The sequence below is a fragment of the Chryseobacterium tructae genome, from assembly GCF_030409875.1.
GTDB classification, from domain to species: Bacteria; Bacteroidota; Bacteroidia; order Flavobacteriales; family Weeksellaceae; genus Chryseobacterium; species Chryseobacterium tructae.
Genome location: NZ_JAUFQR010000001.1, coordinates 1367111 through 1380432, shown reverse-complemented (window position 1 = coordinate 1380432; position 13322 = coordinate 1367111). Strand labels below are relative to the sequence as shown.

Annotated in this window: 16 protein-coding genes; 7 read left to right on the top strand and 9 right to left on the bottom strand. The window is 34.4% G+C overall.

The annotated features are described in order from the left end of the window. Positions 1-83: 83 nt before the first annotated feature. From QWZ06_RS06690 to QWZ06_RS06660, 7 genes are all read left to right on the top strand, one after another. Positions 84-668 (top strand): 1-acyl-sn-glycerol-3-phosphate acyltransferase, encoded by a 585-nt coding sequence (locus QWZ06_RS06690; protein ID WP_290296656.1) that lies wholly within the window; start codon positions 84-86, stop codon positions 666-668. A gap of 39 nt (positions 669-707) precedes the next feature. After that, positions 708-1136, top strand: coding sequence for a PaaI family thioesterase (locus QWZ06_RS06685; RefSeq protein WP_290296655.1), 429 nt, complete (start codon positions 708-710; stop codon positions 1134-1136). Between the two features lie 102 nt (positions 1137-1238). Further along, the gene (locus QWZ06_RS06680; RefSeq protein ID WP_290296654.1) at positions 1239-2108 is read left to right on the top strand and encodes a hypothetical protein; all 870 of its coding nucleotides are present in this window, start codon (positions 1239-1241) and stop codon (positions 2106-2108) included. A gap of 402 nt (positions 2109-2510) precedes the next feature. After that, on the top strand, positions 2511-3599 hold the full coding sequence (locus tag QWZ06_RS06675; protein WP_290296653.1) for an RNA polymerase sigma factor: 1089 nt from the start codon (positions 2511-2513) through the stop codon (positions 3597-3599). Next, positions 3586-4488: a hypothetical protein gene (locus tag QWZ06_RS06670; protein WP_290296652.1), complete on the top strand. Its 903-nt coding sequence runs from the start codon at positions 3586-3588 to the stop codon at positions 4486-4488. Before QWZ06_RS06675 ends, QWZ06_RS06670 begins: the two co-directional genes overlap by 14 nt. A 26-nt stretch (positions 4489-4514) precedes the next feature. After that, complete coding sequence (locus QWZ06_RS06665; protein ID WP_290296651.1) at positions 4515-5339, top strand: chorismate-binding protein; 825 nt, start codon at positions 4515-4517, stop codon at positions 5337-5339. After that, complete coding sequence (locus tag QWZ06_RS06660; protein WP_290296650.1) at positions 5306-5482, top strand: chorismate-binding protein; 177 nt, start codon at positions 5306-5308, stop codon at positions 5480-5482. The genes QWZ06_RS06665 and QWZ06_RS06660 overlap by 34 nt, the downstream gene beginning before the upstream one ends. Before the next feature lie 579 nt (positions 5483-6061). Here the strand turns inward: QWZ06_RS06660 and QWZ06_RS06655 are convergent. The 9 genes from QWZ06_RS06655 to QWZ06_RS06615 form a co-directional block, all read right to left on the bottom strand. Continuing rightward, positions 6062-6259, bottom strand: a complete 198-nt coding sequence (locus tag QWZ06_RS06655; protein WP_123318294.1) for a hypothetical protein — start codon at positions 6257-6259, stop codon at positions 6062-6064. A gap of 5 nt (positions 6260-6264) precedes the next feature. Continuing rightward, the gene (locus QWZ06_RS06650; RefSeq protein WP_290296649.1) at positions 6265-6867 is read right to left on the bottom strand and encodes a MarC family protein; all 603 of its coding nucleotides are present in this window, start codon (positions 6865-6867) and stop codon (positions 6265-6267) included. A 44-nt stretch (positions 6868-6911) separates the two neighbouring features. Next, entirely contained in the window at positions 6912-8423 is a 1512-nt protein-coding gene (locus QWZ06_RS06645; RefSeq protein WP_290296648.1) for a hypothetical protein, read from the bottom strand. Positions 8424-8431: 8 nt separating this feature from the next. Beyond that, positions 8432-8650, bottom strand: a complete 219-nt coding sequence (locus tag QWZ06_RS06640; protein WP_290296647.1) for a hypothetical protein — start codon at positions 8648-8650, stop codon at positions 8432-8434. Then, complete coding sequence (locus tag QWZ06_RS06635) at positions 8650-9393, bottom strand: tetratricopeptide repeat protein (protein WP_290296646.1); 744 nt, start codon at positions 9391-9393, stop codon at positions 8650-8652. The genes QWZ06_RS06640 and QWZ06_RS06635 overlap by 1 nt, the downstream gene beginning before the upstream one ends. A gap of 99 nt (positions 9394-9492) precedes the next feature. Then, a complete protein-coding gene (locus QWZ06_RS06630) occupies positions 9493-10500 on the bottom strand; it encodes a vWA domain-containing protein (protein ID WP_290296644.1) in 1008 nt (335 codons plus the stop codon). After that, positions 10500-11492, bottom strand: coding sequence for a VWA domain-containing protein (locus QWZ06_RS06625; RefSeq protein ID WP_290296643.1), 993 nt, complete (start codon positions 11490-11492; stop codon positions 10500-10502). The genes QWZ06_RS06630 and QWZ06_RS06625 overlap by 1 nt, the downstream gene beginning before the upstream one ends. Beyond that, on the bottom strand, positions 11485-12381 hold the full coding sequence (locus tag QWZ06_RS06620; protein WP_290296642.1) for a BatD family protein: 897 nt from the start codon (positions 12379-12381) through the stop codon (positions 11485-11487). Before QWZ06_RS06620 ends, QWZ06_RS06625 begins: the two co-directional genes overlap by 8 nt. A 57-nt stretch (positions 12382-12438) precedes the next feature. Beyond that, positions 12439-13302: a DUF58 domain-containing protein gene (locus QWZ06_RS06615; protein ID WP_290296641.1), complete on the bottom strand. Its 864-nt coding sequence runs from the start codon at positions 13300-13302 to the stop codon at positions 12439-12441. Positions 13303-13322: the final 20 nt, after the last annotated feature.

Sequence of the window (13322 nt, the reverse complement as noted above, 5' to 3'; positions counted from 1 at the left end):
ATTTTAAGAGCAATAATATTTCAATATATTTGTAAAAGTATAACCAATTTGGTTATACTTTTTGTTTTTAATCCCAAGAATCTATGAAAAAGCTGATAGGCAAACTGATGTTAAAATTATTAGGATGGAAAGTTGTTCTACAGGGCGACGTTAACAACCTGAACAGATGTATCCTCGTGGTGGCACCGCATACCCACAATATGGAATACATTTTAGGAAACTTTGCCTATTGGTCTCTGAATAGACCTTTAAAAATCATTATTAAGGATGCCCATACCAAAGCGTGGTATGGAAGTGTTGTAAAAGGACTTGGAGGTATTGGTATCGACAGAAGCCAAAAGAATGATCTTGTAAATTTTGTTGCCAGCAAGTTTGCTCAAGAGGATTTCAGTCTTGTAATTACCCCGGAAGGTACAAGAAGCTGGGTTCCGAAATGGAGAAAAGGATTCTATCACATGGCTATGGCTGCAAAAGTTCCTATTGTATTGGCTGCAGGAGATTTTAAAAGAAATATTGTATACCTGGGCTACACCATTCCTTACGAAAGAATTGCATCCGTTCCTTTTTCTGAGATCATGCAGGAAATTCAGGATTATTATGTAAAAAACGATATTGTCCCTAAAGTTCCTGAGAACTGGAATCCTAATATTATGGGAACAGGTGAATAATCAATTATTATCTATCAATCATCATTTATCTATATAAAAATGAAAGGCCAGACTAAAGAAGAAATATTAGCATTCATGAATAACTGGGGCGGCGAGACCCTGGCAAAAGCAATGGAAATCAAATTCATTGATATTGATCTCGAAAATGAAACCCTTACCGCTACGATGCCTGTATTGCCAAGAACGCATCAACCTTTCGGAATCATGCATGGAGGAGCAAGCTGTGTACTTGCTGAAACATTAGGTTCAAGCCTGTCTAACATCTTCATAGATGGCGATAAATATTATGGTGTAGGAACCAATATTAATTCCAATCATCTTAGAAGTAAAAAAGATGGCATTGTAACCGCTACCGCACGTTTCATAAGAAAAGGAAAATCGATGCACGTTTCTGAGATTGAGATCAGGGATGAAAAAGGAACACTCATCAACCATACCACCATGACGAATACCATTATTAATAGGTAGGTTAAACAGACATATAATAAAAAAGCTCAAAAAATTTGGGCTTTTTTTATATCCTTACTGCAACCTTTTTATTTTTTTGCATCTTATAAGAAACGAACAACCATGAAAATTCAAATTCTCTCTTTTTTAGCGGCTTTCTTATTCTGTGTCTCCTGTAATAATGAAGATTCAGCTCTTTTAGAAAAAACAGCATCTTACGACGTTTACCTTGGCGGTGTAGATGAGTTCAAAGCGTGTTACTGGAAAAACGGACAACAGACTTTTGTACAGGGCGGACAAGATCTGATGGGAACCAAAATTATTGTAGACAATAATGATGTTTATCTTTTCGGTACAAATATAGACAAGATAGATCCGAAACCTGCATGGTATTTCTGGAAAAACGGAGTAAAACATAATGTAGCAGAGTATTTAAACGCAGGTTCTGATGATGAATTTTCGATCTACTCTGACATGATCGTTCGTAATGGCAATATCTATTTTCTGGGAAAAGCTACGAATCCTTCTTCCACGTCTTCACAGGATAAGTACCAGTATTGTTATTGGAAAAATGGGATAAAAACGGTTTTAGAAACCTATGGATCAGGAAGTTCAGCAAGACTAAACGGAGGGATAGAGGTTTTTAATAATATCGTATATACTGCAATTCGTAAAAATATTGATTTATCTAATTATCCCACTGTTACATGGGATGTAGGATATTACAATAACAATAGTTATTATACATTGTTTAATACGGATAAGTTCTTACCTCATAAATTTATTAATGATCCGTCCAATCCTTCCCAAATTTATATGATCACTAAAACTGATGGTTATCCTCTTAATATTTCATCTATTAAAAATATTACCTCTGGAAATGATATACAGATTCCGGCTAATATTGCTCAAAGTGGAATCAGCCAGGTGTATTTGAGGGATCTGATAAATACTATATTGGTAAAGATTTCTATTATAAGAACAATACTTTAGTTCCGATAAATACTACTAATGGATTTAATGATATTGGCCAGTTCATTGTAAAGGATCAGAATATATATTCCACCAGATACAAACCCAATCAGACCTCTGTAAAGTTTTATATCAATGATGTAGAAACTCAAAGTCTGCCTAATATAATGAGAGGTTGTTTCAATTCAATCTTTGTTGTAAAAAAATAACACAATTGATGATAAAGATGAGTGATTGAGAAATCTACAAGGTATATACCCCAAAAACGTTTGGGGATATGCCGTTTTCTATTGTCCCACATTACTTTCACATCTTATAAAATAATATCTATAGAAATAGCTTTACTTTCAAGAAATAAATAATCATAAGACTCAAGTTAGAGATAAGATCATCTCTATCATGGGTAGTCAAAAATTAATACGATTGATAGTAAAAACCAACGACTGGCAAAAAATCTACAGTACACATTCCCCCAAACTTCTGGGGATTTGCCGTAGATATATACAAGATCTGTATACTGCGGAAGATATTCTTCAGGATAGCTTTATCGCAGCCATCCAAAATATTCATCAGCTTAAAGATGAAAAAATGCTTTTTGCCTGGTTAAAAAAAATTGTAGTCAATAATGCGTTACAACACTTACGAAAAAGTAATAAAGAGACTTTCATTACAGATGAGTTGCCGGAAATCCCTGAAACCTCATTGGCCATGAGCAACCATGAAGAAAAAGACTATGTTCTTGCCTATGATTTTACCCAGGAAGAGCTTCTTTCTTCTATTGACATCCTTCCCCACCATCATAAATCTGTTTTCAATTTATATTGTATTGAAAATTATTCCCATGCAGAAATTGCCAAAGAATTAGGAATTACAGTCAATACTTCAAAGTCACATCTTTTAAGGGCAAAAAAAGCAGTACAAAACCATCTGCTTAATAAGATACAAGCGGGTACTCCAAGAAACAGAAAAAAGCTTACTCAGTTATTGATTTTTCTTGGTTTTGGTAGTTTACTATGGGCACAGACTTTCAGAAGTAAATTCTCAGATTTTTCAATACCTACATCAAAAATATTGGAAATACCAGAACAGTCGTTTTCACAGAACTATACAATTCCTAAGGGTATAGGATTTATAACCAAAAAAATGGCAATGATAATAGTGGGCAGCACTCTTTGCCTCATCACCTTTGCATCAGTACTTATGTTCAGACCTATTGATAACAGTATATACAGAAATTATGTTAAACCAGAAAAAGCTGGAACAGTAGAGGAAGCAATACAAGCGAAAGTTGAAGCTGAAGATTTTAAAAATACAATATCCAATACTGATCAGCATCATGATAAAAATAACATTGGAACAGAAAAATCATTAATTCCAGAAGAGAAAACAAGTCATATAAAGGCTAAAGGACATCTAATTACAATAAAGGATACTGCCCAAGAGGATCTTCCCCGAAAAGTTATTGTTGTGAAAAAAATTATACAAAGAGAGACCATATATGTTGAAAGATAAACGAATAACCACCATGTTTTTAAAAAAATCAATTCTTATATTGTTGCTTGCTCTTTTACAGACCTTCAATGCTCAAAGAAAGAAGGCAGATACCTTATATGTTTACGAAAAGGTTATCATTTATGATACTATTTATCTTGAAAAGGCAATAAAGATACAACCCAAGGGACTTTCTCTTCATTCATCGCCAATAATAACAGGGAAAGAACTGGCAAATATAATTTCCACTAAAGATGAAACCCAAGGAGTACCTGTATACATGATGAAAAAATTTCAGTTTGGAATAGAGATTGGGACTGGTTTAAAAAATAGCAGCTGGGCTAAAGACCCTAACAAAAATAATTCTCAATTTGGAGTGAATGCCGGATTGTGGATTTCAAGGTCACTCATTCATAATTTTTCATTAATGCTGTCTGCTCATGTATATCATTGGAATTCTACTATTGATCTGGATGCCAATAAAGAAGATACATGGCTGAACGGATATTATTTTACAGAAAATTCTCAACCTTTGCTTTTTCAGAAATTCAATAATAAACATTTTGAATATGCTTTACAGCTAAAATTATTGTACACATGGAAAAACTTCCATCCATTTATAGGCCTTTTAGCGAACAAAAACATTTATAAAATGCAGTTTTTAGTGCCTGAAAACCTTATTTTGACTAAACAAGAGGATTTTACTTCCAATCAGCTCAATTTCGGATATACAATGGGAATTCAATATAAAGCACTGAAAAAATGGATGCTGTCATTAGAATATCAGGAATATAAAACGGACAATGTTTCCTTAAAAAACAGCTCATATAATTTTGACATCTTTAAGACTAATAATACCTTTGCAGAAAGGAAAATCAACTTCGGGATTTCCTATATTATTTCCGGTTGATGATTTTCAAAATCCGTTCATAACTAATGATTTATTTCAAACTTCCCTTCAACGAAGGATTGCACACTGTAGAGGAAACAAACGATAAAAACGCTGTCAATTTTTATTCTTACAACAGCCTTATACAAATCAACTTTAATGGAAACATCATCAAAGCTGATCGTTCAAAATGGAATGATATTTCGATCACCAATGAATCCTTAACAAAGGATGCTACCCATTTTATAGCAGAAACCAAAGAAGAATATTGTGACACTTTACAACAGGTCATTGAGGTTATTAAAGAAAATGATCTTCCCAAGCTGGTTTATTCAAGAAGGAAGATTTTTACAGACTTTAATATGATTGATTATAAGGCAAGTTTTGATAATTTATGCGAGACCTACCCTAATGCCTTCAGATATCTGTTTAATGATGGTGAAAACGCATGGATGGGAGCCTTTTCAGAAGTATTGGGTAAGTTCAATAAAACAACTCATGAGTTTGAAACCATGGCATTGGCAGGAACCCTTCCTACTTCTGAAGAATGGACAGAAAAAGAAATTGAAGAACAAAAGCCGGTGACTACTTATATTCAGAACATCCTTAAAAACTATTCGGATCAGATTCAGCAATCTGAAACATATGACCATGTTTCCGGAAATATCAAACACCTGCGTACAGATTTTAAAACAACAATAAAATCCAATGACCTTGACAGCCTGATTCACGATCTGCATCCCACTCCGGCAGTTTGTGGCATTCCTAAAGATGTCTGCAATGAAACATCCGAAAGTATGAGAAATTTCCACGTGAATTCTATGCGGGTTATATTAAAGTGGAAACTGAAGAAAGTATCCTCTATTTTGTGAATCTTCGATGTGCAAGACTTTATAAAGACTCTGTACACGTTTTTGTAGGCGGTGGGATTACCGCTCAGAGCAATCCGAAAAAAGAATGGACTGAAACAGAACTGAAGTCTGAGGCCATTCTAAAAAATCTGGTTGTCTCATAAATCATAAGAAGTATTACTTTCTAATCACTCCTTTTTACAACTTTCAACCGATTTTCTTATATTTTATTAATAAGGAAAAGAATCAATATGTTTAGATTATTTCAGAATGACAGGTCTTATTGTTGTAAAATCTGCTTTCAGCAATTTTGAAATTCGTTAAACTATTTGGATCTGTTTCAATAGTAGGTTTTGGCTAAAGCCGGATGAATTTTATTTTATTTATTGGCGGGCTAAAGCCCACCCCTATTGATGTTGATATCTGTTTGAATAATTGACGTTTAATCAAAAGGATGGGCTAAAGCCCACCTCTATTGATGTTGATATCCTGATGCGTAATAGTTGTTTAACGACAAGATCTTTTATCTTTTATCTTTTATCTTTTATCTTTTATCTTTTATCTTTTATCTTTTATCTTTTATCTTTTATCTTTTATCTTTTATCTTTTATCTTTTATCTTTTATCTTTTATCTTTTATCTTTTATCTTTTATCTTTTATCTTTTATCTTTTATCTTTTATCTTTTATCCATAAAAAAACCTCCTTCAAAACGAAAGAGGCTATATCTATATAAATATTTAATTTACTTCTTCACACCGATTCGGCTCCAGGTATCCATTACGAAAAGCAGGATAAGACCTATTGCAGCAGCGGATGCAGAAAATACGAACTTGATGTTATCTTCATCAGCGATAAGGTCATTTTGCCAGTTAATAGCATACAAATTAATAGCGATGAAAACGATGAACAGTATTAAAAATACTTTATAAAACTTCTTCATAATTTTTAAAAATTAACATAATTCAGCACCAGTTGGGCAAAATTAGCAGTGAATAATTTAATTGAAATCGCTAAAAGGATAATCCCGAAAACTTTCTGAAGAATCATCAAAGTAGCATCTCCAATTTTCTGCTCCAACCATTTCGCTGATTTCAGCACCAAATATACGAAAATTGTATTAAGAATGATTCCGCAAATAATATTAATATCATGAAATTCAGCTCTGAGGGATAGCGCTGTTGTTAAAGTTCCGGCACCTGCAACCAACGGAAATGCAATGGGAACAATAGATGCGGCCTTTGCCTCGGTTGTTTTATTGATCTCAATTCCTAAAATCATTTCCAGTGCTATGACAAAAATCACAAAAGCTCCGGCAATAGCAAATGAATTCACATCTACTCCAATAAGTTTTAGAATTTTATTTCCTACAAACAGGAAAACAATCATAATTGCTCCGGCAGTAATCGCAGCCTTTCCAGCTTCAATCTTTCCAAACTTCTGCTGTAAGCTTACTATAATAGGAACTGAGCCGATAATATCGATAACGGCAAAAAGAACCATAAAGCTGGTAACGATCTCTTTAATAGAGAAACCCTCAAAAATTTCCATCTCTTTGTAATTAAAAATTTCGCAAAAATATGAAAATAAATTAACTATTTGCTAATTTGTGAATATAAATTAACAATTGTTTTCAAAAGTTCCTCTATACCATCATGAGATTTCACAGGAGAATATTTCTCCATTTGAATTTTCTGCTGCAATTTTCCATATTCTTCAGCAATCGAAGAACCCTTGTGCTTTTCAAGAAAAGTCTTAAACTCTGCAATAGAGCCTTGGAAATACTGGCTTCTCACTTCCTGATCCAATTCTTCCAAGGTAGTAAAGAACTTTTCATACTCACCGTTATCCTTAAGGTTTTCAAGATATCCAAAATAATCATTGATATCCGTTTTCAGCAACTCTCTGATTTCTTTTTCCGTTTCGGCCACAGAACCCAGAGGTTTTTGAGATACGGTTTCCCTAACTAATGTACGTTTTTTTTGCCAAGTCTTAAATATCAGATATGCAACAAATAAGCCTAAAAGGATGGCAATATTGGTTAAAAGAATATTCCAATGGAATTTACTTTTCTCTTTTACCTGAAACGAAGTCGTTTTTAAAACAGGTGTATTAACTGTTTCCAACAGATTATTGGTATACTCATTTACCTTTTCTACCGTAGAACGAGACTCCATTACCTGATCATGCGAAAGTGCATTTACATTCAATGTGTTTTGTCCCAGGTCTACATATTCCTTACTTTCAGGATCAAAGAATGCAAATTGTTCCGTCTTGATAGAAATGGCTCCTGATTTATTAGGAATAACCACATAATTGGCAGAAATCTCCCCTTTCATACCTGATGCTCCCGGAGAAACTTTTGAAGTGATTTTTGGTGCAAAAACTTCATAGTCTGGAGAGGATGCAATTTTGGGAAGTACCAGATCCGGTAAATTACCTTCTCCTGCAACCTTCACCACAACATGTATTGGTTTTTTAGCTTCTGGCTTCTCTTTGCTGGTATTATAAACACTTACCTTGAAATTACCGACGGCATTTTTAAAACAGTCAGGAGCTCCTTCCGGCAGTTTTCTTACATTAATCTTTACCTTATTGGAAACAATTTTATTTTTATTCGAGTATGTACTTACTGATGCTGAAACTCCAGGAACTTCAACATATCCTGCCTCATTCGGGAATACCATAAACATGGCCAGAATCTGGGAAGCCATATTCCCATTACCGGATGGATCAATCTCAGATTTTGTAAAGTTAATAGGATGTACATTGATGTTATCCTGTTGAGGAAGACGGATATTCTTTACCTTTCTAAGATTATCCATGTTTCTTGAATACACTTTTAGAACAGCAATAGTAGGCTGATCCTGATATACATCTCTGTCTTCGATTTCCATATTCAGATACACTTCATTGGAAGTATTACCGGCTAGGGATTTCTTTTCAATAATATCTCGGATATTAACGTCGAAAGGTTCTGTTTTGTAAATTTTATTATTGACAGTAACGAGTACTGATCCGATTTTGATCTTTCCTTTTTTCTTCGGTTCAAGAGCAATTCTGGAAACTTTTTGAGTAATCAGTGTATTGGTAGCAGGGTCAATCACCGTATTGGTTACAGATCCACTGCCGATAATATTGAATTTTGAAAGATCGGGCAGCTGAAACCTGTCTGCTGAACAAGGTCGCTTCCGTTAAGTTCAAGGACAATAGTAAGATTTACAATATCCTTTCCAGCGTATTCGGCTTTATCAGCATCAAGAGATAGATTTACCTGTCCGTAAGTAATTACGGATGCTAAAATAAACAATATGTAAATCAATCTGTGTTTCATCACCAATCTTTCTCGTTGCTTTCGGGCATCGAATAAGAATTTTTGTTTAAAATTCTTCTGGCGGTTTCTTTTTCTTTTTCGTTAATTTTATCTAAGAGCTGATTTTCAAGATTTTTTGGCAGTCTATCCTCATTGTTTTTATTCTGCTGAGGATTGCCCTGGTCACTTTTACCTTCGTTTTGCTGGCCATTTCCTTGGTCTTGCCTTTGGTCTTTATTATCACCTTTCTGATCTTCACCTTTATTCTGATCATTACCGCCGCCGCCTTTTCCAGAGTTATTCTGCTGGTTTTTATTTTGTTGCTTTTCTTTATCCTTCAGCTTGGCAATCTCATAATTTTTACGAGTAGCCTCACTGTAAGGATTTTGTTTAAGCGATTTTTTATAATAATCTGCCGCCTTTTCCGGCTGATTCATCTGCATATAGGTATTTCCTAAATTATGAAGGGCAGCCGCCTTATCGGGAAGAGTCTGTGAAAGCTGCTGAGCCTTTTCAAATTCAGCCTTCGCTTCTTCATACTTTTTGCTTTTATACAGAGCATTCCCCATATTATAATGAGCGGTAAAATCCTTATCGTTGGACTTCACAGCATCCATATATTTGGAAGAGGCTCCATCATAATCTTTACCGTCGAATTTTTGGTTGCCTTCATGAACCAAAGTTCGATAGTTTTCCTGCCCAAACAAAAAGCCTGAGAACGAGAAAGCAACTATAAACGATAAAAATATGATTTTAGTATTCATTACCTGCAAAATTATCCCTTTATATGTTAAGAAACAGAGTTTTATTTGTTAAAGTTCGGTTAAAGTAGCCATTACCATCCATATCAATAATAAGAGAGACTACAGATTAAAATCATTTTTGGGATTAAAAATATAAATTAAAAAGAAAAACAGAATAGATACCGCTAAAAAATATTGATAATAATGGTTTGCATTCTGCGATTTCACCAATGTTTCCGATCCTGAAGACTTCTTATTGATCGCTTCAATAATTCTATCGGGAGCTTCATTAATATTATTTCCTTCAATGTATGTTCCTCCTGTAGAGCCCGCCATTTTGTTTAAGGCTTCGGTTTGTCTTTTAGAAATCACTGTATTTCCGTTTACATCTGTTTTATATCCCATCAGTTGACCATCATTGTATACCGGAACCGGTGCACCTTCATCAGTTCCTATTCCTACAGATGTTATGGTTATTCCTTCTTTATTAGCAAGTCTTATGGCCGCATTATCATTCCCTTCATTGTCTTCACCATCACTTAGCAATATGATTTTTCGTGATCCTTTGCTTACATTTTTAAATTTCTCTGTTGCAGCCTGTATTCCTTTTAGAAAGTCTGTTCCCTGGATCTTCATGGAAGTGGTTTCAACGCCACTGATATAGGTCTCAGCAGTATTATAATCTGTGGTTAATGGCATGATCGATATTGCCTGCCCGGCAAAAATGACAATTCCCACTTTATCATTCTTCATTTTAGCCATCGTTTGTATCATCAGATTTTTGGCTTCTGCGAGACGGCTGGGCTCAATATCTTCTGCATTCATGGAATTGGAAACATCCAACATAAAAACCACATTATTCAGTCTCTGATTACTTTTCACTTCTTCAGAACCATTCAGAAGATCAATGATTGAAAATATCAGGAATAATGTGCCCAATAAATATAATGCAGGGAAAAACCTTGTAAATCCTGAACTTTTTTCAAATAAATTATCATGAAACTGGCTAGCCGCAAAAATTTCTCTCTTTTTCTTTCTCCATTTTAAAAAACGAATCAAAAAAGAAGCTAAAAGCGGCAAAAGCAACAGTAAAAATAAATACCAAAAATTTCCTAAAGACCAACTCATCAGCTTAAAATTTTATAAAACACCCATCTCAATAATGCATCCAGTACCAACATCGCTAAAGCAATCCACAAGAAAATTTTGAAATATTCCTCATAGTTGTACAGTTTTGAAACTTTTACATCAGATTTTTCCAATTGATTGATCTCATCATATACTTCTTCAAGACTGCTATTGGAAGTAGCCCTGAAATATTTTCCACCCGTAGTCTGGGCAATTTCTCTTAATGTATTTTCATCGATGGTTACCTGAGCTTCAGTAAAAACAAGATCCCCAAAGAAATCTACAGCTGTTGGCATCAAAGCATACCCATTTGTTCCAATTCCAATGGTATATACTTTTATATTATTATTTTTAGCCAGTTCAGCAGCAAGCTGTGGTGGAATTGCATTTTCAATATTACTGACTCCATCCGTCATTAAAATGATCACTTTACTCTTTGCTTTGCTCTTAACCAAGTGATTTACCGCAACAGAAAGTCCTTCTCCAATAGCTGTACCTGGTTCAAGACCGTTAGAATTAAGATTTTTAATTTCATCAATCACTACCTGATGATCTGAAGTAACCGGAACTTTAGTAAATGCTTCCGCAGCGTAAGCTACAACTCCTATCCTATCATTCGGTCGCTTCTGGACAAACTTAACGGCAATATCTTTAAGAGCTGTTATACGATCCGGATTTAAATCTTTTGCCAGCATACTGAGTGAAACGTCAATAGAAAGCATAATATCCACGCCTTTTGTATCATCTCTATCCTGAGAAACCGTAAAGGTTCTAGGTCTAGCCATGGCGATAATAAGTGCCGACAGAATAATGTACTTTGATATTTTCAACAAAAAAAGAACTCCCTGTATTCCACTGCTGGCGTTCATATTTTGTATGGTAGGAACTTTTATACCTTTTCTTTTCTTTTTACCCGCATCTTTTATCAAAAGAGGAATAAAAAGCAGAAAAAGCAGTAAAAACCACGGACTATAAAACTCAAAATTAAACATCCTTTCTTAAGTTTTCGAATTCTAAATCTTTGGATGATCTTTTTACAAAATCTCTAATATTTGCAAAATCCTTCTCCATCATTTCCTGATCCGGAAACGTCTTAGCAAATTTCACCAAGTCACCTCTGAGGAATACATCTTCTATAATTTTCTCATTATCCTGAGAAATGGTATTGTTCCTTTTCATAACATCGATAAGATCATCCGTTAAAAGAACATCCGCAGGAAGGTGATATTGTTTGGTAATAAAATTCCTTGATATTTCAATTAGCTCCACATAAAATGAGCGGAAATTACCTCCTTCAATATACTTTTTCTTCTTAAGGGAATCTAGCTCTTTCAAGGTTTGATTAGTAGCTACTACGGGAGAACCCTTGGCCTTTCTACCCCATTTTACAATCATAATAATTGCAATGATAAGAGCAATCACAGCCAATGCTGCTAAAATATAAAACTTGTATAACTCCCAATAGTCTTTAGCATCAAGTTTTATTTCTTTATTCTTCATGATATCATTGATCTGATCAGCTTTTTGAGCTGTATTAATGACATCTATTTCATAAGGGATTGTTTTAAGAATCTTACCCCCTACTTTAAACTCCAATTCCGGAATGGTAAATTTTCCTTCTTCAAAAACAGCAAATTCTACTTTTCTTTCATAGAAATTGGCATTTTGACCAATACTGTCCTTGGTTTCTTCAAAATGAAAAGGCAATAGTTCGTTTTTGGGTGCAGAACTTACCTGCTCATTATTAAGATTATCAATCTTGATAACGAGATGATTGGTTTCTCCCAAAGCAATGGTTTTCTTCTCTACATTGGATGATAACACCTGTGAAAAAGTGTTTACACAGAATAGAAAAGATAATATTAAAAGTATTTTTTTCAATGTTAAATAGTAATAAAGGCTAAAGCCTGATGTTTTATTGACGGACAAAACCCGCGGTTATTTTTTCTGAAAATAATTATACAACAATTTTGAATAATCTGAACCGGTATTTACATTCATAAAACTGGCCGAACTATTAGAAAAATCGTCCTCTAATGCTCTTAATTTTTGTTTTTGAGCCTCCGCAAACGTATATCGCCATCTTGCACTGGAAGTATTGGCCCATATTTGCTTTCCTGTTTCAGCATCATATAATAAGGTATAGCCTACATCCGGAATTTCATTGTCTTTTTCATCGTAAATCCTTAATCCCAATAACTGATGTTTCTTTGATGCTACGCGCAACATTTTGGAATCATATTCATCCTGAAAATCCGAAAATAAAAATACCAGAGATTTTCTTTTAAAAATCCCCATCATATATTCCAGGGCTTTGTCTATTTTAGATTCAGCCGGAACATAGTCTGCAGTAAGGATATTACTGATAATGGAAAGAATATGTTTTCTTCCTTTCTGAGGAGGAATTACTTTATATACTTTATCTGCAAACAGGATCAATCCCACCTTATCGTTATTTCCGGCCGCTGAAAATCCTAAGCTGGCAGCAATTTCCGCAACATATTCTCTTTTCAGCTGAGCTTTTGTTCCATAATCCATAGAGGCAGAAATATCTACGACAAGCATCATCGTCAGTTCTCTTTCTTCCTCCATTACTTTTACGAATGGTTCTCGGAAACGTGCGGTTTTATTCCAGTCGATTCTTCTGATCTCATCACCAAATTGGTAGGGACGAACTTCTGAAAAAGTCATCCCCTGCCCTTTAAAGGCACTGTGATATTGCCCCATCAAAGCAGCCTCCGTCTTTTTTCTGGTACGGATTTCTATCTGCTTTACTTTTTTTACAATATCTTTTATCTGCATAGAGGTCTTTATGTTTAAAG